Annotated in this window: 18 protein-coding genes and 1 pseudogene; 18 read left to right on the forward strand and 1 reads right to left on the reverse strand. The window is 41.9% G+C overall.

The window, feature by feature from the left end:
* The 17 genes and pseudogenes from ACYQ5K_RS12995 to ACYQ5K_RS13075 all read left to right on the forward strand — a co-directional run.
* Window positions 1-136, forward strand: a pseudogene (locus tag ACYQ5K_RS12995) (IS110 family transposase); the annotation flags it as partial.
* Window positions 137-428: 292 nt separating this feature from the next.
* Window positions 429-1352: a hypothetical protein gene (locus ACYQ5K_RS13000; protein WP_055297458.1), complete on the forward strand. Its 924-nt coding sequence runs from the start codon at window positions 429-431 to the stop codon at window positions 1350-1352.
* Between the two features lie 626 nt (window positions 1353-1978).
* Window positions 1979-2167 (forward strand): hypothetical protein, encoded by a 189-nt coding sequence (locus tag ACYQ5K_RS13005; protein WP_044998872.1) that lies wholly within the window; start codon window positions 1979-1981, stop codon window positions 2165-2167.
* A 12-nt stretch (window positions 2168-2179) separates the two neighbouring features.
* The gene (locus ACYQ5K_RS13010; RefSeq protein WP_459777725.1) at window positions 2180-6412 is read left to right on the forward strand and encodes a DUF7604 domain-containing protein; all 4233 of its coding nucleotides are present in this window, start codon (window positions 2180-2182) and stop codon (window positions 6410-6412) included.
* Window positions 6413-6523: 111 nt separating this feature from the next.
* Entirely contained in the window at window positions 6524-7924 is a 1401-nt protein-coding gene (locus ACYQ5K_RS13015; RefSeq protein WP_173688731.1) for a SpaA isopeptide-forming pilin-related protein, read from the forward strand.
* An 88-nt stretch (window positions 7925-8012) separates the two neighbouring features.
* Window positions 8013-8882, forward strand: coding sequence for a class C sortase (locus ACYQ5K_RS13020; protein ID WP_459777726.1), 870 nt, complete (start codon window positions 8013-8015; stop codon window positions 8880-8882).
* 33 nt (window positions 8883-8915) lie between these two features.
* On the forward strand, window positions 8916-9782 hold the full coding sequence (locus ACYQ5K_RS13025; RefSeq protein WP_459777727.1) for a class C sortase: 867 nt from the start codon (window positions 8916-8918) through the stop codon (window positions 9780-9782).
* 29 nt (window positions 9783-9811) lie between these two features.
* Window positions 9812-10816 carry a DUF5979 domain-containing protein gene (locus ACYQ5K_RS13030; RefSeq protein ID WP_459777728.1) on the forward strand — a complete coding sequence of 335 codons (1005 nt, stop codon included), beginning with the start codon at window positions 9812-9814 and terminating at the stop codon, window positions 10814-10816.
* 15 nt (window positions 10817-10831) lie between these two features.
* Window positions 10832-11350 (forward strand): hypothetical protein, encoded by a 519-nt coding sequence (locus tag ACYQ5K_RS13035; RefSeq protein ID WP_173688729.1) that lies wholly within the window; start codon window positions 10832-10834, stop codon window positions 11348-11350.
* 12 nt (window positions 11351-11362) lie between these two features.
* Window positions 11363-12109: a hypothetical protein gene (locus ACYQ5K_RS13040; RefSeq protein WP_173688728.1), complete on the forward strand. Its 747-nt coding sequence runs from the start codon at window positions 11363-11365 to the stop codon at window positions 12107-12109.
* A gap of 13 nt (window positions 12110-12122) precedes the next feature.
* Window positions 12123-12878 (forward strand): sortase B protein-sorting domain-containing protein, encoded by a 756-nt coding sequence (locus tag ACYQ5K_RS13045; protein WP_055248751.1) that lies wholly within the window; start codon window positions 12123-12125, stop codon window positions 12876-12878.
* A 4-nt stretch (window positions 12879-12882) separates the two neighbouring features.
* Window positions 12883-13899 carry a hypothetical protein gene (locus ACYQ5K_RS13050; RefSeq protein ID WP_459777729.1) on the forward strand — a complete coding sequence of 339 codons (1017 nt, stop codon included), beginning with the start codon at window positions 12883-12885 and terminating at the stop codon, window positions 13897-13899.
* A 31-nt stretch (window positions 13900-13930) separates the two neighbouring features.
* Window positions 13931-14458, forward strand: a complete 528-nt coding sequence (locus ACYQ5K_RS13055; RefSeq protein WP_173688725.1) for a signal peptidase I — start codon at window positions 13931-13933, stop codon at window positions 14456-14458.
* 141 nt (window positions 14459-14599) lie between these two features.
* Window positions 14600-15703, forward strand: coding sequence for a PucR family transcriptional regulator (locus tag ACYQ5K_RS13060; RefSeq protein WP_117835936.1), 1104 nt, complete (start codon window positions 14600-14602; stop codon window positions 15701-15703).
* Window positions 15704-15714: 11 nt separating this feature from the next.
* Window positions 15715-18006 (forward strand): hydratase, encoded by a 2292-nt coding sequence (locus ACYQ5K_RS13065; protein ID WP_459777730.1) that lies wholly within the window; start codon window positions 15715-15717, stop codon window positions 18004-18006.
* A gap of 119 nt (window positions 18007-18125) precedes the next feature.
* Complete coding sequence (locus ACYQ5K_RS13070; protein ID WP_173688723.1) at window positions 18126-18593, forward strand: RNA polymerase sigma factor; 468 nt, start codon at window positions 18126-18128, stop codon at window positions 18591-18593.
* Between the two features lie 28 nt (window positions 18594-18621).
* Window positions 18622-20631 carry a beta-propeller domain-containing protein gene (locus tag ACYQ5K_RS13075; RefSeq protein ID WP_459777731.1) on the forward strand — a complete coding sequence of 670 codons (2010 nt, stop codon included), beginning with the start codon at window positions 18622-18624 and terminating at the stop codon, window positions 20629-20631.
* A 156-nt stretch (window positions 20632-20787) separates the two neighbouring features.
* Here the strand turns inward: ACYQ5K_RS13075 and ACYQ5K_RS13080 are convergent, their stop codons facing one another.
* Complete coding sequence (locus tag ACYQ5K_RS13080) at window positions 20788-22197, reverse strand: amidophosphoribosyltransferase (protein ID WP_459777732.1); 1410 nt, start codon at window positions 22195-22197, stop codon at window positions 20788-20790.
* A gap of 1329 nt (window positions 22198-23526) precedes the next feature.
* On the opposite strand from ACYQ5K_RS13080, the gene ACYQ5K_RS13085 reads away from it, so the two are divergent.
* Window positions 23527-24932, forward strand: a 1406-nt coding sequence (locus tag ACYQ5K_RS13085) for a tetratricopeptide repeat protein (RefSeq protein WP_459777733.1), incomplete at its 3' end; no start/stop codon positions are given.

Consider the following 24932-nt stretch of genomic DNA (forward strand, 5'->3'; position numbering starts at 1 on the left):
TGTTTATCAGTACGTAGATAAGAAACGTGCTCAAGGCAAGCCTTACTATGTCTATATGACTGCAGGTGCCAACAAATTTCTAAGAATCTACTACGGACGAGTGAAAGAATATCTTTCATCTCTTCCAGAATCTTAATTATCCACTAATATTTTCAGACCAGCACTGGTGTGGTGGTCTTATTTTGATACCCAATTTTCAACCTGTATAAAATTTTCAATGTTCTTTCAATCTAGCCTTGACTTTTTATTTGCAGGCTTAATTGCTTTTCACAAAAGAACCCAGTACCATTTGAATAGGCGTATGTAGAAAATCGAATCATATATCATATATGAATTCTTTGATTGTAGAAAAAATTATATATCTACACGAAACATGAGATATGGCGAATTTACTTATGAACTGTTTTCTATTATAATGGAGGTAAGCAATGAGAAAACAAAAGAAGAAATCTCGCCATAGCAAACAAACCCACAACCGGCAGTATAAGGACCGGTTATGGAGAATGATCTTTAATAACAAAGAAGATCTGCTGCAGCTTTATAATGCGATCAACCACACGGACTATCAGAACCCTGATGACCTGGAGGTAAACACATTGGAAGATGTCCTTTATCTGTCCATGAAAAATGATGTATCCTTCCTAGTTGGCGGAACCATGAATCTGTATGAACATCAAAGCACTTTTAACCCAAACATGCCGCTTCGCGGAGTCTTTTATTTCTCCCGGTTATATGAAGGGTATGTTGCAGATAATAATCTGATGATCTACCATGAAAAAAGAGTCCGGCTTCCAAAGCCGAAATATATTGTCTTTTACAATGGTACAAAAAACCAGCCAGATTCCATGGAGTTAAAGCTTTCAGACTGCTTTGAAAATACAGATAACGAAGCACCTTGCCTGGAATGCACCGCAACCATGTTGAACATCAACTATGGTCACAATCAGGAGCTGATGAAGCACTGCAGAAGGCTTGAAGAATATTCCATATTCGTCCAATGTGTCAGGGAATATATACAGTCGGAACCTTCTGTGGAAGATGCATTAGAAAAAGCAATTGATACCTGTATTAACCAGGACGTGTTGGCAGATTTTCTGAAAAAACATCGAGCGGAGGTGACGAATATGATTCTGACGACATATGATAAAGACTTATATGAGAAAACCTTGAAGGAAGATGCAAGAGAAGAAGGCAGAGCGGAAGGGCTTATGGAAGGACGCGCTGAAACCAGAGCAGAATTAAACCAGTTAACCATATGTCTTCTAAATGCCAAACGCTACAACGATCTGGAACATGCCGCAAAAGACATTGAATACCAAAAGAAACTATTAAAAGAATTAGGCATTGAATAAAAACTAAATAACCCTTACCCCCATCCCGTGACTGATCACCGTCTAAGATGCAGTGCATCTCCCCAATATCAGTCACGGGATCTTTTTGTCCGGAAAATCCCTCTCCCTCACCGCTATAACCAGATCACTCCTTTTCTATGCGCTCCCCACAATCTATACTTTTTGCACTTCCATCACATTATTCCCCACTTTTACTTCTATTCTAATATCCCAATACATATAGTAGAGTCAGACACAAATATTACGCACACCTACAAATCATGATGTTGTGGTAAAAGGTATTTTGACCCCTTTGATACCAGATTGCTACGTGCTTTGCACTCTCGCAATCCTCAAAAGCATTCGTAATCCGTTCATTTTTCTTTGAAAAATGGCTACTTACTCATGTTTTTGGTGGATCAAGAGGTCAAAAATCCTCTTGCAAGCAAGCTTGCATCGGTTTTCTGACCTTTTGACCCTGGTATCAAATCATTATATTATTACAAAAACATTACTATTTCTTGTTATAGCTTAAAAAAGTTAATATTTTTCGTTATTGGTAATGATTCACGTAATGCTTTGTCAGATACAATACCTATATAAGATAAAAAAGTCTAAATAATTAGGAAGGGCAGATGAAAACTGACATGAATAAAAAGCAAAAAAATACAAGAACTTTTTTAATAAAAATCATGGATCAGCAGAACGGTACCTGGCAGGGCAGCGTTACCTGGGTGGAAGAGCAGCGAGAGCAGCATTTCCGCAGTGCCCTTGAATTATTGAAGCTGATAGACGGAGCACTTGATAACAATTATGAAGTCAGAATTGAGGAATAGAAGGAGGACGCCATGAAAAGTAAAACAAAGAAACGTTTAATAGCATTCATGCTTTGCATGGTATTAGTGCTTAGCAGTGCGATATCAGCATTCGCTGATGAAGGAACCGTTCATCGTGTTCCAACAGATACAGTGGAGTTATCCAGTGAAATCATGAAAGATGGTGTCTCACAGGGTACTTTATTTGCTACCATACCAGGAGAAGCATTCCAGTCAACGGAAGAAAATGCAACTCTTCAAATGAATCTACAATCGGAAACAGAAGAGTCGACCGTAATCGAAAATATTCAGAATGAACTGGAAGCTCGTGGAATCACTGAATATACGATTCAGCAGACGATCATGGGAAATGTATCATTTTCTGTCAGTCCTGAAGCAAATGCACAGATCCCTGAAAAACCGATTCATTTCCGTTTTGAAAATACATCTTTAGATACAACCCATGCAATGGGATTTGTATATGATTCTTCTGATCATACAACTACATTATATGAACTGAATGAAAATACACTTCAGTTTGAAGAAGATGTAGAGATGAAAACAGAGTCAATCGTAGTTGGATGTTTTGATGTAATTGAAAAGGCAACTAACAAAACTACAGAAGATGTTACTGAACCAGAAAATCCAAAAGCAGAAAAAAATGAATCTACCCCACAGGAAAACAATAATGTTCAGGTTGCTGATACACAAGGAACAGTAAGTATTACAGAAAACTATGGAAAGCTGATAGCTAATTACAGTGATACAACTACAGATGTTGGATATGTCTGGTATCGAAGCATAAATGGTGCAGCTGAGGAACAGCAGATTCCAACACAGTATTCCAGTACGACAGGTACAAACCTCGGAAAAGATATTAGCACTGATGGAAAAGATCTCTACATTGCATTGAATGGTGGAGCGCTCAAATATAATGGGAATAGCTCAGTAACCTATAAAGTAAAAGCGTATGCTAAAAATGATTTAAATGAGTACGGCTTGCCAAAGGACGGAGTAACGGCGCTTGCAACAAGTTCAGTATATAATGTGACCGGATACTATGAAGTACAGAATGGAAGTTTTGAAACACCAAGTGTTACGGATCATCATTTGAATACAAATAACTGGCAGTTTTCAAATGAAAATTATAAAAAATTAGGAGGTGTTTGGCAGACAACTGGTACACATGATGCAAATATTACATGGTCTGATTCGGAAGGCGCGGATATCGAAATTGTTACAACAGCATCCGGCAACACATTAGGTGGATATAGTTGGCATGGAGAGGAGATAGCAGCAGATGGAAATCAGTTTGCAGAACTTAACTGTGCAGCCGCCGGAGCATTATATCAGGATGTCCTTACGACACCTGGAGAAGTTTTAAATTATCAGGTGGCACATAGAGCACGAGGATCGAACGGAAATGATAGCTCTGCGGTAGAAAATGATACAATGTATGTTGTTGCAATGTCCAGTGACCTGGCTAAAAATATTACAACCCAGGTTCAGGTGTTAGATGTTGTTAATCATAAGGAAAACTATCCGGGAGCAATGGTTGCTACATATACAGACGGAGATCGTTCTTGGACAACTCATCAGGGAACTTATACTGTAGCAAGTAATCAGTATTCTACACGTTTCTTCTTCGTCGCAGGCAGCACAGCATCCAATGATCCTACAGTCGGAAACTTTATTGATAATGTAAGATTTACACGAGACAGATTGACACCAGTAGCAGGTACAGCAAATGTTACTGTAACAAAAACCATTACTGGTTTGAGTGCTGCAGATGCAGAGGCATTAGCTAACAAACTTTCATTTAAAGTAGGTAATGTAAGTACCTTATCATATAATGATATGACCTGGACATATGAAAATGGCGTTTACAGAGGAAGTACGATTGTAAATATTCCACAGGATAAATGTGGTGACATCAATATCGAAGAAACAGGTACATTAGATGTATCAGGATATACTAGAAATACATCTATATTCGTAGACAGTACGGTAGCCGGAAGCGGAATTACTTCTACAAATATGAACATTGCAGTTGGAAATTCCAGGAGCGTAGAATTTAAAAATAACTATTCTCAGAATGGCGGTTCCGGTGAAACTGTTGAAAGCAAGATGTTTCATGAAAAGTACATCAAACGTAATGACAATGGTACATATGATATTACACTGAATGCTTCCGGAACAATTGGCTCCGATGTAAAGAAAGCTTTTGTTGATATTGTGTTGGTGGTTGATACTTCAGGTAGTATGGAAGGAAGTAATTTAACAAGTACAAAAAATGCAATTAACGCCTTAGTAGATGCCTTCGATGCAAAAAAGGAAACAGTAGATACAAAATACAAATTAGTCACCTTTAGTTCATCAGCTAAAACAAAAACAGATGATTGGGTTAATGGAACAAACCTGAAGAAAGAAGCAGGAAAATTGTCCGCAGATGGCGGAACCAATTACGACCAGGGATTAACAAAAGCTGCCACCGCAATAAATAGCAGTAGTAGAGAAAATGCAAAGAAAATTGTCATTTTCCTGACAGATGGAAAACCGACTTACTATGGAACGAAACCATATGGATATGGAAATGAGACAAGCAAAAAAACGCTTGAGGCAGCAGTAACATCTGCTGGTAAGATTAGCTGCGAGAGGTTTTATGCAGTTGGAATTGGACTTCCAAACTCTATTAATATTTATACACATGATGACGAAGAAAAATGGAAACATGATTATTATACATGGGGTGGATGGAATCAAGGAACTTGTCCAGATGGTGGAACTTATTCTAATGGATACGATATTTCTGAACAAATCAGTGGATTAAGTATTTTAGAGAGACTATCTGGAGCAGTTACAGCAAGTACCAAAAGAGCTATTAATTATTCAGATCCCTCCGATCTTACAGGAGAATTTACAAGTATTGCAGGTGACATCTTAACTTTGGCATGCTCAAATGTTACAATTACTGATACATTGAGCCAGTATGTAGATACAACAGCTAATACAAAAATCAAAGTAAATATTGCAAAGAAAAACGCAACTGGTTACACAAATGTGTCAGGCGTTGGACGTGAATTTACATTAACAGATGGTTCTTTAGCTGCCAGTGATGTTTACGAAGGTACTACTAAAATTGCTACGGTAAGTTACAATAAAGATACGAAAACCGCAACACTAAAATTTGAAGATAATTATACTTTCCAAAAAGACTACTATTATTATCTGTCCATTACAAATGTTGTGCCAAACCAGACTGCATTTGATGAATATCAAAAGAAAGCTTATCCTAACAAAGGTGATAAATACACAGATGCATCTTCAGATGGTTATTCTGCAGTTGAAACTGGAACATCATCAGAAAAGGCAGGTTTCTATTCAAACAACGCAGCAACGATTTCTTATAAGTGGAAAGACAGCAATGTTACAGAAAATTATAAGAAACCAGTTGTTCAAGTTGAACAGATTACAGTCAAAAAAAATTGGGTGGGAAGTGATCCAAAGAAAACCATTTTAGTACAGTTAGTTGATAAAACTGGAAATCCGGTTTCAGGACGCATTCTTGAATTGTTACCTGGAAATAATTACAGCGGTTCTTTCACTGTAGAAGAAGCAGATAACTATGGCGGTGTTCGTGAGCTGAAGCTGGATGACACAAACGGGACAATTGATTATAAGGATCATAAGTACAGCATGATCGAATCAGATGAAACAACAACTATCAGCGGAACGACATACACAGTAACTTATAGTAAATCTGGTAATCGTTACACCATTACAAATACTAAGAGTGCTCAGAAAATTAAAATTCTGAAAACAAGACATGCAGAAGGTACACCGGATATTTATCTGGAAGGTGCAGAATTTACTCTGGTAGACAGTAATGGAAAAGTAGTAAAGATTGGCACAAATACAAATGGAACTTACATTTCAGATGCAAATGGTCTAGTCTTGGAAGGCGATATTGCTTATGGTACTTATACACTGACTGAGGTGAAAGCACCATCAGGTTATACCAAGCTGGCAAATCCTATCACTGTAACAGTAAATGATGAAGGTATTACCGTTTCAGGAAATACAAATGTAAAGGTTAAAATAACAAATAATACCTACGTCATTACAGTGGCAAATGATTTGCTTTATGAACTGCCTCACACCGGAGGCACCGGAATTTACTTGTATATGATTGGCGGCATGTTACTTATGTTCGCAGCCGTATGGATCTTATATAAAAACAAATGCAAGGAGGTGCTGGGAAAATAATTGTAAGGATTAATTTTTCAGTGACTTCTTGCCACACAAAAACGTTATTATCCCATATGAGGGGACAATAAAAAATGGGCAAAGCCCTTAAAAAGAAAAGGAGACAACAATATGAAGAAGATGAAAAAATTATTTGCAGTGTTATTAACACTGGCAATGGTACTCGGAATGAGTATGACATCATTTGCAGCGCAGATTACAGACTCTTATAAAAACTCAATTACTGTAACTAATCTTGCACAAGGTGTAAAAACAAATGTAAGCTTAGTTAATATCATTTATCTGAACGATAATAATGGTAATCAGGAATGGACAGTTGTTGATTGGGCTAAAAATTATATCGAAGTTGATACAACAACAGGTAATTATAAGATTAAAAGTGATCAGAAAAACGCACTGAAAGATGCAGCAAAAACCCAAACACCATTTGCCGCATATACAGGAGAGACTGCTATTGAAGGAACAAGTTGTACATTTAATGAGGTTCCAATCGGAGCCTATGTAGTTGTTGCAGACGATACAGCAGGTGTTTATGGATTAATGGTTACTAATACATATGATAGAGATGGCAAGGTTTATATGGCATCTAAGGCAGCTAATGTAACTGCTAAACTTGAAAAATACAATGTTAACAAAACTGCTTCTGATAGATTTGTTCATAGAGGTCAGACTGTAACTTTCACTATTTCAACACAGATGGCTCCAAAATCAAACGAATCTGGTGCTGAACTGAAAAACTTTACGGTAAAAGATAAACCAGTAAATTTAAAGATTACAGATCTGAAATCTGTTTCTATCAGTGGAACTCCTATTTCAGCCGAACAGCTTGCAAAACTTCCTGTTACAAACACTATTAATTCAACAACAGGCTGCACAACAGAGTACGTTGTAGATTTATCAAGTCTCATTGAAGCAACACCAGCTGGTGCAACTGTTGAAATAACATATGATGCAATTGTAATGTCCGATACTGATTATTCTAACGAAGCTACTGTAACTGCCGATACTGTAACTTATGAAAAGGGTAACACAAACGGTACAGAAGGTGCTATTACAATCAAAAAGACTGATAACAATCATACTGGTTTGAAAGGTGCTGAATTCAAACTGTTAAAAGCTAAAAACGATGGAACAACAGAAGAAGTTTCCGTTGTAAAAGTATCTGATGGTGTTTATAAACATGCACTTGAAGGAGAGACTGGGGCTACAACTACGATGGTTGTTGCTAATGATGGTACATTATTAATTAAAGGTCTTGATGAAGGAACATATTCATTCCAGGAGACCAAAGCACCAGAAGGCTATAAACTTGTTACAGATCTTAAATCTGCAACAATTGAAGATGGACACACAGTAACTGTTGATGCTGGTGAATTTGTTAACACTAAACTTTCTTCCCTTCCATCAACCGGTGGTATCGGTACTACAATCTTCACAATCGCTGGATGCCTCATCATGATCGCAGCAGCTGGCTTATTCTTCGCAAGCCGCAAGAAATCAGACAACAAATAATTGCAATAATTATTTATAATCAGATATCGAATCCGGGGCAGGTCGCCCCGGATTCCTAAAAAATAATACAACAGCAAGGAGAGTTCGGATGAAACGCAAAGCAAACAAACTTATTATTGGCATCATATTTTTAGCCGGGTTGTCCTTACTGCTGTATCCATTCGTTGCAAACCAGTGGAATAACTACAGGCAGAAGCAACTGATCAGCAGTTATGAACAGACTGTATCCGAAAAGGATGCAGCACATGAGATTGATTATGACGCAGAACTGCAGAAAGCAGAAGCTTACAACGAAGCCTTACTTCCAAGTATCCTTCCTGACTCATTTGCAGTAGCCGCAGCCAGTGACAAAGAAGACCAGTCCTACATGGATGCTCTGAATATTGCCGGTGACGAGATGATGGGAATCGTGGAGATCCCGAAGATTGACATCAAGCTTCCAATCTATCACACTACCGACGAAGATGTTCTCAAACAGGCAGCCGGACATCTGGAAGGAAGCTCTCTTCCAATCGGCGGTAAAAGTACACACGCCGTTATCTCCGCACACCGTGGACTTCCGAGTGCGTCTCTTTTTACCGATCTGGATCAGCTGGAAGAAGGCGATCATTTTCTGATCCATGTATTAAACGAAACATTATGTTATGAAGTCGACAAGATTTCCGTAGTAAAACCGGAAGAAACTTCCTCTCTTGCAGTAGAAGAAGGAAAAGATCTTGTAACACTTCTTACCTGTACTCCATACGGAGTCAATACCGAGCGGCTTCTGGTCCGTGGTCACAGAGTACCTTATGTGGAACAGGAAGTTGCCTATGAGAAGACACCGCTCAGCGGAATCAGTCTTCATACAAATTATCTTTTATGGGTAATTATTGGTCTTGTAATTACCACAATCTTCATCCTTGTGTTATACTTAAAGGAGAAGAAGCTTCAAAAGAAGAAAAATGAGACCTCTTAAAAAGAGAATAAGAACGAGAAAGGGAATATACCTATGAAAAGAAAAATCTCAACCTTCCTTTTCGGTCTGTTATTCTTGATAGGATTTGGGATTCTGATCTACCCGACGGTATCCAACCAGTGGAACACCTACAGACAGAATCAGCTGATCAGCAGCTATGACAATACAATACAGGACATGGAACCGGAGGACTTCACCTCTGAGTGGGAAAAGGCAAAAGCTTTCAATGATACCATTCAACAGAACAACCTCTACGGAGATGTATTTGGTGAAGATGAAAATGACATCAAAGACACCGAATACTGGAAGATCCTGAACGTTGCAGATGACGGAGTAATGGGATACCTTTCCATTCCGAAGATCAACATCAAGCTTGCCATTTACCATGGCACCGGTGATGATGAACTTCAGACAGGAGTCGGACATCTGAACGGGACAAAGCTTCCGATCGGAGGCGAAAGTACCCACAGCATACTCGCCGCACACCGCGGACTACCGAGTGCAAAGCTATTTACCGATATCGACCAGCTCAAAGCCGGTGATAAATTCTACATCCACATTTTGGATAATGTACTTGCCTATAAGGTGGATCAGATCCTCCCGATGGTAGACAAAGACGATCATGAGACGCTTGAAAAAGCGCTTCAGATAGAAGAAGGACAGGATCAGGTTACTTTATTTACCTGTACTCCATACGGAGTCAATTCCCACCGTCTTCTCGTAAGAGGAACCAGAGTTCCTTATAACGGCGAAGAAGACCAGACGGAATCCGTTTCAGATTCAATGGTTCAGGCCATTCAGAATTATTATATGCTCTATTTAATTTTAGGACTTTCAATCACGATTCTTGTGATCATTCTCTTAAGATTTCTTTCCAAGAGAAAAGCTCACAAAGAATAACCAAGATTTCTTAAGGAGGACATGAGGCGATGATGAATAAACGATTAAAACAGGGAACAACGTTTTTGTTAGCTCTCGCTCTTGCATTTCCGCTTCTCACTCTGCCTGGTGCCAGAGCTGCGAATGCGATTGAGACGGACCGGAAGTGTTCGGTTTCATTCAGTGTAAGCGGAGAAGGCAACGAACTGGCAGATGCCGGCACTGACATTAAAGTGAATCTTTATAAGGTGGCAGATGTAGATGTATCCGGTAACTATACCGCAACCGGAGCTTTCACCGAACTGGATGTATCTTCGGTAAGGGCTGATAATAACGATGCAGCAAGCAAATGGGCTGCACGTGCCAAAGAGGCACAGAAGCTGCTGAAAAATTCCGTAAAACCAACCACTACAGTTACTTTAGCAGCTGGAACCGGAAGTCTGGCTGATCTTGCTACAGGACTTTACCTTGTAGATACACCGGAAGTAGTTACCACGAATTATACCTATACCTTTACCCCTTACCTGGTATCACTTCCGACCAACAATTATTACAGCAATGGTAACGATACCTGGATCTACGATCTGACAGATACCAACGCAATTGGTCTGAAACCGGAAGAACATGCAAGATATGGTGATCTGAAGATCTATAAAACACTTGCAAATCATAATGCAACAACCGGTAAGAAAACAACCTTCGTATTCCAGATTGATATTACACCACGTAAGAGCGATAAAACAGAAACCCGCATCGAGTCCCTTGACTTTAAAGCCGCAGGTGAATCTTCCGTAACAATTACAAAGATCCCTGCAGGAGCTGCGGTAAAAGTTACAGAAGTGTACAGCGGTGCAAGCTACAAACTTACCTCAGCAAATGATCATCAAACGACAACGATTGTAGCAACTGATAGAGGTACAACTAACACTCCTGCATCCGTTTCATTTACAAATGATATCAATAACAATATGAATGGCGGCTACGGTGTAAAAAATAATTTCAAGCTGGACGAAAATGGTCAGTATCAGTACACCGAACCGGCAGAAAAGAACTAGGAAGGGGGAGTCGGAATGAGAAAGTTACATAAGAAACCACTTATCATGGCAGCGGCAGCACTTGCTCTTACCGGAACCCTGGCAGTTGGAAGTGCAATGGCATACTTCACAACTTATACAACAGCCGGTGGCGGTGTGACGATGAATATGGGATTTACCGAAACCATCCCTAACGAAACAGTCGATAAAGATGGCAAGCACGTCACCATTACAAATACCGGTGATTATGATTGCTTCGTAAGAGTAACAGCATTTGCCCCAATGGAACTTACCTATACTGCTCCGAATGGCGGATGGAAAGCCGAAGATGATGGTTATTGGCACTATGAAGGCGTTCTTCCGGCAGACGAAACCACACCGGAACTCAATATCTCTTACAAATTCCCAGAAGGGAAAGATAAACCGGAAGAATTCAATATCGTGGTTATCCAGGAATGCACACCGGTTCTTTACGATGAAAATGGAAACCCATATGCAGACTGGAATCATGTAATCACAACTGAGACAACAGAAGACAGTAAAACCACAGAATAGGAGGGAACGAAGATGAAAAAGAAAAAGAAATCATTTCCAAAAAAATCGGCCCTGCTTCTGACAGCATCAGCGCTCCTGTTGATTGGCAGTACTGTCGGCAGTACACGTGCCGCACTCACATACTACAGTGAGAATTATTCCGCACAGATCGAGATGCAGAATATCGGTGTATCTCTTTTAGAGAATGGCGATGTCGTCAGCAGCCAGGATTTTACATCTAAGAACCAGAAAGAAGTAAAAGACGGGGAACTCCTGACAGGCCTTCTCGGAAAAGATGAAAAATTCGCACCTGGAAAGAAATACAAAGAAGAGCTCAGTGTTCAGAACAGCGGTAACATCGACACCTTCGTGCGTGTGATCCTTACCAAGAGCTGGCAGAACAAAGAGGGCAAGAAGAACACCACTCTTTCACCAGATCTGATCGAACTGAATTTCCTTACCGCTAACGGCTGGGTAGTTGCAGATCAGCAGACCACAGACGAAAGAACCGTTCTTTATTACACAAAGGCAGTAAAAGCCGGAGATACCACACCGGCATTATCTGACACACTCCGCATTGATCCGAAGATTGCAACAGAGGTAGAGAAAACAGTAAAGGACAACACCATTACTTACACATACAAGTATGGCAACTATACGTTCCACATCGATGCAGAAGTAGATGCAGTACAGACACATAACGCAAAAGACGCCATCAAGAGTGCCTGGGGTGTAGATGTGAATGTATCAGATGACGAAACCAGTTTAAGCTTACAGTAGGGAGGTACAGAGTATGAAAAAGAAAATTTTGTGCCTCGCCATGACAGTGATAATGGCAGCAGGGGTACATACAACTGCATTTGCAAAAGACTATCAGGGAGCCGACGGATGGCAGGTTCACTTCACCGGCGACAAGATGGAAAGCAATTTTGAAAACAAGACTGTTTCCGATGAGCTGGCAGCGATCCAGCCGGGTGACAGCATTGAATTGAAGGTTCAGCTGAAGAACTCCGATAAAGGCGAGACCGATTGGTACATGACCAATGAGATCATCCAGACACTGGAGGAAGCACAGGAATCCGCTGAAGGTGGTGCTTACGAATACAAGCTGACTTATGTTGGAAGTGACAATACCGAAAAGGTACTCTATAACAGTGATACCGTCGGAGGCGAAGGTTCATCTAAGAACGGTGAAGGTCTGAAGGAGCTTGGAAACTCTACCGAGAAATATTTCTACCTCGGCCGTCTTGCTTCCAATGGTACCGGAACCGTACACCTTACCATCGGTATCGAAGGTGAGACACAGGGCAATGGTTACCAGAACACGCTCGCAAAGCTTCGTATGAACTTTGCAGTGGAAAAGGTAAAAGTAAGCAATACCATTACCAAGACGAAAATCGTCAAGACCACCAATACCGTTAAGACCGGTGATACCGCAAGAGTTCTTCTCTTCTGTGTACTTGCACTGATCAGTGGACTGATTCTTCTTGCATACGGTATCTACACACTCAATAAGAACACAAAAAGACGCAGACAGAAAGGAGAGTAAGCAGATGAAAAGATGGAAAAAATTACTGGTTTCTCTTCTGACTGTATCAATGACGATCGGTGCATCCACGATGAGCGTTATGGCTGCTGACGGGTATACCTATAAGGTAACTTTATCGGCAGGTAATAAAGGAACGATAAACGGCCAGGCTAAGGTGGAGCAGGATTCTCTTTTCGCCGGTTCTACTGTTACTTTTAATCTGAAGAACGTTCAGGTAACCGATGACAAATACTATGTCAAAGGAATCCGTCTCAGCGGACGTGACAATGAAGAAACTCTTGCTTCTCCTGTATTAGACAATGTAACCGGTGATGCTGACTATGTCGTAGCCTATGGAATCAAAAAGGACATGGTTGCCTACACCGTAAACTATCAGGATGCTTCCGGTAAGGCTCTTGCAGAAAGCCAGACCTTCTACGGAAATGTCGGTGACAAACCAATCGTCGCTTATCAGTATATTGAAAATTATATTCCAGATGCTCTTGCACTTACCAAGACTTTGAGTAATAATGAATCTGAGAATGTATTTACGTTTACCTACAAACCGGGTGCTACAGACCGTGTTGTTACAACAACAACCACCATCACAACGACTGTTCCTGGTACAGCAACTCCTGGCACAGGTACCGGTAATGTCGGTACAGCAGGTGGCACGACAGGCGGCACAACCGGTGGAACTGCCGGAACTACCGGTGGAACTACAACCGGAACTACCAGTGGCACTACAACCGGAACTACCGGTGGCACAACAGACGGAACCACAACCGGTACAACCGATGGTACAACGACAGATAACAATTCTCAGGATACGACAGCTAAAGATAAAGATACTGCAACATCTGAGGATGAACAGACACCAAAGTCTCTGGTAGATCTGGATGATGAAGACACTCCAAAAGGAAATATCGATGCGAAAGACAAGACGAGCAAGACTCCGATCGCAGCAGGGATCGGCATTATCGTTGTTGCGGTAGCAGCTCTCGTAGGACTGATCGTATTCTTGAAAAAACGTGCAAAATAAAAAAAGCGCGGCACTAAAGGAGAAGTCTTTTTTGAAGAGAACGAAGAAAAAGAAAAGCCCGGTGGCTGCATTTTGCAGTGCACTGGGCACTGTTTTACTGACAGTACTGATTCTTGCCTGTATTCCGCTGACGCTTCCGAAAGCTTTTGGTTTTCAGATGTACACCGTGATCAGTGGGAGCATGGAACCGGCGATCCCGACGGGAAGCCTGGTCTATGTCCGGTATGAAGAACCAGACACGATCGTCAAAGATGATGTCATTGCTTTTTACAGCAACAATGCAGACGGCTCGATCATTACCCACCGTGTAGTATCCAACAGCCCGGCGATGGGACAGTTTATCACCAAAGGGGATGCCAATGAGGAAAAAGATATGAATCCGATCCCTTACAACAACTACATCGGAAAAGTAAAGCTTTCTGTTCCGGTTATCGGCGGCATCGCACAGGCTGCAACCGGCACTGCCGGAAAGATTGCCGCTGCATCTATGATCGGTCTTGCTGTAATTCTTGAAATCGTTGCTGCCATGCTTGACAGACGCGATGACGAAGACGAATAAGAGAGAACGTTTTTCATTTTATCTTGCTAAAGTGTGAAACATTTGCTAAAATAATATCAGATTGTATTGTCAGAAGAAGATGGGGGAATTTCACAATTCTCCCATTTGTCATATATTGAAAAGAATGGAGAGGTGAATGGATTGTTATCCAACCAGATTTTACAGAGAACAATCAATGAAATAGGGGATATCATCGAGTGTAACTGTTCCATCTGGAACACAGACGGAGTGATGCTTGCAGCTGTAGGTAAGGAGAAGCCTGCAGTAAAAAAAGCTGTCTGCTCATTTTTAAAAGAACTGGAGGTTACCGGCGTATCGGAGGAGCACCTGGATGAATGCTATGGTCTGTTTCCGGTTTATGATGATGATGAACTGACTTATATTTTCGTGATCGAGCACAATAATGAGATTGATGTGCATACCAGCGGACGCTTAAGTGTCTGCCAGCTGGAGAGCCTTTTAAGATCCGGAAGCGAACGTCTTGACCGTAACCGTTTTATCCAGAACCTGCTCCTGGATAACCTGCTTCTCGTAGATATCTACAATCAGGCGAAAAAGCTTGGTATTACAGTTGAGCAGCGCAGAGTCGTCTATCTGATCGAACCGAAGAATCCGGATGACACGATCGTCCTGGATATGATCCGCGGGATTTATTCCTCGGGAACCGGTGATTTTGTTACTGCCGTAGATGAGGGACATATTATTCTGATCAAGTCCCTTGACAGTACGGATGATTATGATACGATCCGTTCGACTGCCGATATGCTGGTGAATGCGATCAACACCGAAGCTATGGTCAATGTCCGGCTTTCCTTCGGAACCATCATTCCCGAGCTCAAAGAGGTCTCACAGTCTTACAAAGAAGCTGGCATGGCTCTGGATGTGGGACGTATCTTCTATCCGGAACGCAATATTTTATCCTACCGCGAACTCGGTATCGGACGGCTGATCCACCAGCTTCCCGTTTCCTTATGCGAGATGTTCCTGGAAGAAGTATTTGCCGGAAATACCGTTGATCAGTTTGACGAAGAAACCTTATCCACAGTTGATAAATTTTTTGAAAACAGCCTGAATATTTCGGAGACAGCGAGACAGCTTTTCGTCCACCGGAATACGCTCGTCTACCGGCTGGAGAAGATCCAGAAGCAGACCGGGCTGGATGTCAGAGTCTTTGAGGACGCCCTGACATTTAAGATTGCTTTGATGGTCGCAGACCACATGAAATTCATAGAAAACAGAAAATAGGAGGACATGATATGGTGAAATTATACGAAGGCGGTGCCTATCTTTTACACGGTACTGAGGTAATTGCAGATGCACCCGATGCACTTGCTGCCGTAAAAAGCAAGACAGGTATTGAGACAACAAAAGAAGCTGCTGCAAAAGAGACAATGGCTTATGGGATCTTAAGTGCGCATAATACTTCCGGTAATATGCAGCAGCTTCAGATCAAATTTGACAAGCTGACTTCGCACGACATTACCTTTGTCGGAATCATCCAGACTGCAAGAGCATCCGGACTGGAGAAATTCCCAATCCCTTATGTTCTGACCAACTGCCATAACTCTCTGTGTGCAGTCGGCGGTACGATCAATGAAGATGACCACATGTTTGGACTGACCTGTGCGAAGAAGTACGGCGGTGTCTATGTTCCGCCTCATCAGGCCGTTATCCACCAGTTTGCCCGTGAAATGCTCGCAGGCGGCGGCAAGATGATCCTTGGTTCTGACAGCCACACCCGTTATGGTGCACTCGGTACCATGGCAATGGGAGAGGGCGGACCGGAACTTGTAAAACAGCTTCTGAACAAGACTTATGATATCAAGATGCCGGGCGTTGTCGGAATCTATCTGGACGGCGAACCGGTGAAAGGTGTCGGACCGCAGGACGTTGCCCTTGCGATCATCGGCGCAACCTTCGGCAATGGCTATGTCAATAACAAGGTCATGGAATTTGTCGGACCTGGCGTTGGCAAATTAAGTGCAGACTTCCGTATCGGAATCGATGTTATGACAACAGAGACAACCTGCCTCTCTTCTATCTGGAGAACCGATGACAAGATCAAAGAGTTCTACGATATCCACGGAAGAAGTGATGACTTCAGGGAACTGGAGCCTGGCGCAGTCGCTTACTATGACGGTCTTGTATACGTCAATTTGAGCGAGATCAAGCCTATGATCGCCATGCCGTTCCATCCGTCCAATGTCTACACCATCGAGGATGTCAATGCCAACCTTGCAGATGTTCTCCACGATGTAGAGCAGCGCGCGCTGGTAAGCCTGGACGGTACTGTGGATTACTCTCTTCAGGACAAGATCGTAAATGGTAAGCTTTATGTCGATCAGGGTATCATCGCAGGCTGTGCCGGTGGCGGTTTTGAAAATATCTGTGCTGCTGCAGACATCATCCGTGGCAAATACATCGGATCAGATGAATTTACCTTCAGTGTTTACCCGGCAAGTACACCGATCTACATGGAGCTTGTGAAAAATGGTGCGGTTGCTGACCTGATGGAAGCCGGTACGATCGTGAAGACTGCCTTCTGCGGACCGTGCTTCGGTGCTGGGGATACTCCGGCAAACAATGCATTTTCCATCCGTCACTCTACCCGTAACTTCCCGAACCGTGAAGGAAGCAAGCTGCAGAGTGGACAGATCGCATCTGTTGCCCTTATGGATGCACGTTCCATTGCCGCAACTGCTGCGAACAAAGGTTTCCTTACTCCGGCAACAGATTTTGATATTGAATACAAGAACCCGACCTACCACTTTGATTCCAGAATTTACGCCAACCGTGTATTTGACAGCCACGGCGTTGCTGATCCTTCGGTTGAGATCAAATTCGGACCGAACATCAAAGACTGGCCGGCAATGAGCGCTCTTCCTGAGAATCTGATCCTGAAGGTCGTATCTGAGATCCACGATCCGGTTACAACGACAGACGAACTGATCCCGTCCGGCGAGACTTCTTCTTATCGTTCCAACCCGCTTGGACTTGCTGAATTTGCACTTTCCAGAAAGGATCCTGCCTATGTAGGACGCGCGAAAGAGGTCCAGAAAGCCCAGAAAGCGATTGAAGCAGGTACTTGTCCACTGGATGTACTGGATGAATTAAAACCGGTGATGGCAGCAATCCAGAAGTCTTATCCGGAAGTCGGCAAAGGAAATATCGGTGTCGGAAGTACCATTTTCGCGGTCAAACCTGGCGATGGTTCTGCCCGTGAGCAGGCTGCTTCCTGCCAGAAGGTCCTCGGCGGCTGGGCGAATATCGCGAATGAGTACGCAACCAAACGTTACCGCTCGAACCTGATCAACTGGGGCATGCTTCCGTTTATTACCGAAGAGGAACACACAAAGCTTTCTTTCAGGAACGGGGACTATCTCTTCGTGCCGGATATCCGCAAAGCAGTAGAAGACAAAGCTTCCACGATCAAGGCTTATGTCGTAGGCGATGATCTGAAGGAGATTGATCTGAAGCTCGGTGATCTGACCGATGCTGAACGTGAGATCATCCTCAAAGGATGTCTGATCAACTACTACAGAGGTTAATTTTTCTCAGACAATGATATGATTTCAAAGGGACGGAAATTTTTCTGTCCCTTTTTGCAACACTTCCGACTTTTTTATACTCTTATATACAAAGAACCTGTTTTGAGAGGAGGGACTTTATGATTGATGCAATTGCATTTAAAGAATTATATAAGACGGTTTATCAGGATCTGTATCGTTTTGCGCTCTGCATGATGCATCATCCGCAGGATGCAGAAGACGCCGTCAGTGAAGCCGTTCTTTCCGCCTATGAGAACATACATAAATTACGCAAAGAAGAAGCATTCCGTTCCTGGATCTTTCAGATTCTGGCAAATGTGTGCCGCCGGAAATTAAAGAGCCGTGAACGCACCGAGACCGAGCTGAAAGAAGATCATGCTTCTGCCACATACTGTGACGGACTCCGCACAGATGTGGAACGTGCCTTTCTTATTCTCGATGAAGACGATCAGCTGATCATCGGCTTATCCGTCTATGGCGGTTACAACAGTAAAGAGATCGGGAAAATGCTAAAGCTGAACCCGAATACAGTCCGCTCCCGCAGAAAGCGTGCCCTCGAAAAGATGAGCTGGCTTCTGAAAGAGTAGGATAAAAGAGTAATAGGAGGTGTTTCATATGACAGATCACGAAAAAGAAATACTGGATAAAATAAAACAATCTACGGAAAAAACTCCTGTTCCGGAAAGCCTTGCACCGGATCAGATTATGAAAAGGCTGGAAGAGCATAACAGCACTCAGGCTTCCGGACATATCCATAAAAAGCATGGATTTTCCCACGGTCAATGGATGCGCGGAGGACTTATCGCTGCCGCACTGGTACTGGTTGTCGGCATTGGCACCCACATCCGCCAGCAGAATCTTTCTTCAGACTCAGCCACTTTTTCCACAAAAGGCAGTTCTTCAATCGGTACATCCTCCGGTAAGCTTGCCTCTTCCGATACTTTAGAGACGGCAACCGATTATGATGAAATCTACACATACCTGCAATCTTATCAGGATGAGTTGGATTCTTCATCTGTTACCGGTTCAACCGACAGCGGAATTGTCATGTATTCAACTGAAACAGCCGACAGTGGTGCACGCACCGATAGTTCCAGCTCCTCTTCGGATTCTTCAACAGCCTCTTCACGTGCTGTGGATACTTCATTTTCCGATACCAACGTCCGCACAGAGGGTGTCGGTGAAGCAGACATTGTAAAAACGGATGGAAGTTATCTTTATACACTGAAAGCAAACTCACAGGAAATTTCCATTGTAGATATCCGGTCTGATCAGATGAAGGTTGTTTCCGGTATTTCGCTGAATGAGAATTTTCAGGCATCCGAATTTTACCTGAGTGACCAGAAGCTTTTTGTCCTTGGCAATATGCAGAACACGCAGGTTGATTCTGACAGTAAAACTTTGTACCGCGGCAGCTGTACCCGTATCCAGACTTATGATCTGGCAGATATCAACAATCCGAAATCCATCGGAACCGTGGATCAGAGTGGTTACTACCGCACTTCACGTTTTAAAGACGGATATCTGTATGTATTCAGCGACTATTATATTTACGATACGATCACCAAAAAAGATTATCCTTCCTATGTTCCGCTTGTTGGTGACAATCTTCTGAAGCAGTCGGATATCTATCTCCCGACGAACCATGCAGCAGACCAGTACCTTGTTGTCAGCTCCGTTTCCGCTTCCAGTCCGGATAAGGCAGCAGACCAGAAAGCAGTCATGTCTGAGAATGGCGAAGTCTATGTGAGTGAGAACAACATTTATATTTACGAGTATGCGAACAGCAGTATCCTCGCAGATAATCTTGCGGCAAAGAATCAGACGATCCTCCGCAAGCTGTCTTACAATAAAGGAAAACTTTCCGGCTCTGCCCAGGGCAAAGTAAAAGGATATCTGAACGATTCCTTCAGCATTGATGAGTATGACAATACGCTGCGGCTGGTGACAACGATTACGCACAATGCCGGAAGCTCTTCACAGTCCAATGCAGTCTATGTGCTGGATGCAGATTTGAAAACAATCGGTAAGATCGAGGATCTTGCCAAAAATGAACAGGTCTATTCCGCAAGATTTTTGGGCGATACCGGTTACTTTGTAACTTATGAACAGACAGATCCTTTATTCTCCGTAGACTTTTCCGATCCGGAGAATCCGAAGATCCTTGGCAAGCTGAAAATTCCCGGCTTTTCGGAATACCTGCATTTTTACAGTGATAACCTGCTTCTTGGCATCGGTATGGATACCGATGAAAATGGCATTACAAACGGGGTAAAGATCTCCATGTTTGATATCAGTGATCCTTCGGATGTGAAGGAAGTCAGCAAGTACACACTGGATCAGTACTATTACTCGGATGTTTTTTCTGACTACCGTGCAGCACTGGTTGATCCGGAAAAGAATCTGATCGGCTTTCCGCTTTCCGGATCTGCCAACCAGTATGTGATCCTTTCTTACGATAAAGATCAGTGCTTCCAGGTACAGATGCAGGAGGAAGTCAACGGTAATTCTTATCTTGGAACCCGCGGTGTGTATGCAAACGAAAAGTTCTATGTGATCAATGGAAATGCAATTGAAGCATATCGGATGGGAGACTATGTGAAGATAGATGATCTGCTGCTATAGTGCAGCTTTGCAGAAGGAGCTGCCGCTCCGCATACTTTGTACACCATTCCACATCATTGTATACACCAAAATCGTATATACAAAAACAGGTGCCCACTGGGATATATCACTAAGATATACTTACGTGGACACCTGTTTTATATTTTCATTTACCTGTTATTCCACACCGTTAAAGCAGTAGGTACATACCTGGCATGCATCAATCCCGATTGATTTGATCAGATCATCCAGTCTATGATAACGAAGTGACGTGAAATTCTGTCTCTTGCGGATTTCCTCCAGCATTGCTGCATACCGGTCACTGTTCGGATCCGCATATTCACTCAGTACATTGATATCATTGTCGCCTTCCCACTCACGGATGATTCTCCTTGTGATCAGATCCAGGTCTGATTTGGAACGGGAGAAGTTCAGATATTTACATCCGTACAGAAGCGGTGGACATGCCGGGCGGACATGCACCTCTTTTGCGCCACTCTGATACAGGAACTCTGTCGTCTCACGGAGCTGTGTGCCACGCACGATCGAATCATCGATCAGCAGCAGGCTCCTGTCTTCGATCAGACTGTGTACCGGGATCAGTTTCATTCTGGCGATCAGATTACGCTGACTCTGTGTTGTCGGCATGAAGGATCTTGGCCAGGTCGGAGTATATTTGATAAATGGTCTTGCATACGGAATACCTGATTCATTTGCATAGCCTATCGCATGAGCGATACCCGAGTCAGGAACTCCTGCAACAATATCCACGTCGATCGAATGGTCATCTCTCTGTGCTAAAAGCTTTCCACAGTTATAACGCATTTCTTCTACGCCAACCCCTTCATAAGAAGAAGTAGGATATCCATAGTATACCCACAGGAACGAACAGATTCTCATCTTTTCACATGCAGGACTTACAGTCTCCACAGATTCCGGTGTCACGTAAACGATTTCCCCAGGTCCCAGCTCTTTGTAATCTGTGTATCCAAGGTTGATATATGCAAAGCTTTCAAAGGAAACGCAGTATGCATTCTCTTTCTTTCCGATCACAACCGGTGTACGTCCGAGAAGGTCTCTGGCTGCATAAATTCCGTTCTCTGTCAGAAGCAGAAGCGTCATCGAGCCTTCAACTACTGACTGCACATAACGGATTCCCTCAACAAACGAATCCTTTTTACAGATCAATGCCGCAACCAGCTCTGTAGAATTGATCTGTCCATTGGTCATAGACTGAAAATGTGTATGTCCATTTTCATAAAGATTCCGGATCAGCTGATCCGCATTATTGATCTTACCTACTGTCGTAATTCCAAAGCACCCCAGATGCGACTGGATCAGAATTGGCTGTGGATCATAATCAGAAATACATCCAATTCCAATATTTCCCTTCATTGTATCAACATCTTTTTCAAATTTTGTACGGAACGGCGAATTTTCAATATTATGAATCGCTCTCTTCCAGCCATCACTTCCGTAAGTAGCCATACCTCCGCGGCGGGTTCCAAGATGCGAATGATAATCTGTCCCATAAAAAAGATCCAGATTACATGCCTCTTTTGATGCAACGCCAAAAAATCCTCCCATATCTGCAGGTCTCCTTTCTTTATCCCAATGCCATATCCTGTATTTTTCATCTGTTTTTTAGTGTATCATGCATTTATGGACGGAAACAATAGCAAAACCTTGAATATATTGCAAATGGCTATAACTATTTCTAATCGTATTTATAATTGTTGGAATTTTCTGATATATATTTTGCAATTTTAAATCTTTCTAATTTTATTGAAATTATTTTAAAATTATATTGACAAATGAGTTTTGGGGTGTTATTATTAAGTCAATCCAAAAGAAAAGAAGTTCCTGACGAGAAAGGGAATTTCAAAAAGATATTTTTTTAATCTGTTACATAGTTTCATATATACTCGCCAAGAGTATAAGATGAAGAACCAGATCAGAAAAGGGTAACAAGAATAATTGTTATTTGAAGATTAGAAAGTTTTAAAAAAGCAACTATACATTTTGGTTATGAGCGTTTTGTAAGTGGGGTGTATAGAGAACAATTTTTAAAATTGATAATTTATAATAATAAGAGAAAATTGATATCTGACTTCTGAACAGAAAAAAGTATAAGAGAAAAAGAATATCCGGATAAAAATTTTGGAACGAGAACGAAAGGAAGGAGGCTTTGACCGTTGGATATTTCATCATCTAAAACTCAATATGTTAATGGTATGGCAAATGTAAATTCCTGTGAGATGAGCCTTAACCATAGATTATAATCCGGTAAGAGAAAAGTTAATGATAAAAAAGGTCGGAGTAGTAGATAAACCGGAAACGATTATAAGATATAAAAGATTCAGCATTTGTTGACATATTGAAGTAAATACCACAGTAATTCAAAATCAGAAATGTGTAAAGAAACATTCATTGATAAGTAAATTTAACAGTGACGAGAAAGCTGATAAATACAAAAATTGAATTACCTGATTATATAAAATAACGAACGATCAGAATTGATCAGAATCGATTCATATGGTTTCATTTTTATAAAATTTATAAAATCTGAATATCATATGAAATGCTCAAAGAACTTACAGGAATAAGAATTACTTAATTCCTCCGATATAAAAATAAAAATTATAAAATAAAAATTACAATTGAATATTCCGGGACAGCCATTTAAAAGATGGCTGTCTCCTTTTTTTATGTTACCAGCTCCCTATTTGTGAATTTTTTGTAATATTTTTTTAACATTTCTGAAAAATATCAGCCGTAATTTTTGACATTGACAACGCTCTATGATACACTTAGTAAGTAAAATTATAAGACTTTTGTTTTCCGTTTCCGGTACAAAAGTCAGACTTACTGAGGAAAAGTAAAATAATTAATAATAATCATATGAGGTGAGAAACGTTGGATAAATATGAATATCGCGCAAAGACAGAGCAGATGCTTGCGTATGCCGAACAGAAGTCTTACCAGAAAGCGATGTCGATTGCAGATACGATCGACTGGCGTAAAGTAAAAAATACCGCCATGCTCTCTACCGTAAGCGAAATCTATGAAAATGCGGGGGAACTTGGTAAAGCACGTGATACCTTATTTATTGCGTATGATAAAGCACCTTCCAGCAGAAAGGTTGTATACCGCCTGGGAATTATTTCTCTGAAGCTGGGACATTTCGATGAAGCAGCTGATTGCTACGAAGAATTTGTCAAGCTTGCTCCGAAAGATCCAAACCAGTACATTCTCCGGTATAAGATCTTAAAAGCACAGAAAGCGCCAGTCAAAGAACAGATTGAAGCTCTTGAAGATTTCAAGCATTCTGAATACGTTGAAAAATGGGCATATGAACTTGCCAGATTATACGCTGAAGCCGGTATGACTTCCGAATGTCTTGATGAATGTGATGATCTGATTCTCTGGTTCAGCGAAGGTACTTATGTATACCAGGCAATGGAACTTAAAATGAAATACAAACCGCTGACTCCGCTTCAGCAGGAAAAATACGATCATCGAAATGATGGTATCGGCCGTAAGGATTCTTCCAGGAGAAAACCTTCCTTCCGAAAATCCAAAGAACGACCGGCACCGGATCCACGAATCGCAGACAAGGTCCGCAAAGATGTACATGTCACAGACAGTATTGATCTCCCGGATCTTCCAGAGCCAATGGCCCGGACACATGCTTCCGAACCAGAAGCCGAGTCACAGCCAAAAACCCGGATTCGAAGCACTTCCGATATTTCCACAACCATTTCCGGTGCCTCCCTTTCAGATGCCCTGAAAGCCGGTGTTGCCGTTGCAAGTGGTGCAGTTGCTCCTGAATCTGTTTCAGACGATTCACAGATGACCGGTAAGATGAAGATTGAAGAAATTCTTGCCAACTGGGAAGCAACCCAGCGTGAAAATGCAAAGATTCTTGAAAAGAGCCAGGAAGAAGCTGAGAAAGAAAAAGCCCTGCGCGAGAAGAAGAAAGAAGAAGAAGAGGAAGTTCTTGGAGCTACAAAACCAATCCTTTCTGATGATATCCGCAAACTGATGGAACAGCTTGAAAATGGTGAAGAGCCGGAAATCACCGATGAAGATGCTGAAGATTTCGTTGATGATGAAAAGTCTGAAGAGACTGAAAGCCCGGAAGATTCATCTAAAGAAGCTTCAGACACTGACGATGAAGACCTGGAAGAAGAAGCTTTTGAAGAAATCGTTGACTCCGAAGAAGATGATGAATCGGATGCGGTTTACGATGAAGAAGCTGAATACGAGGATGAAGACGATTCTGAGTATGACGATGATGAAGAATACGAGGATGAGGACGA

It is taken from the genome of Allocoprococcus similis, from assembly GCF_054660775.1.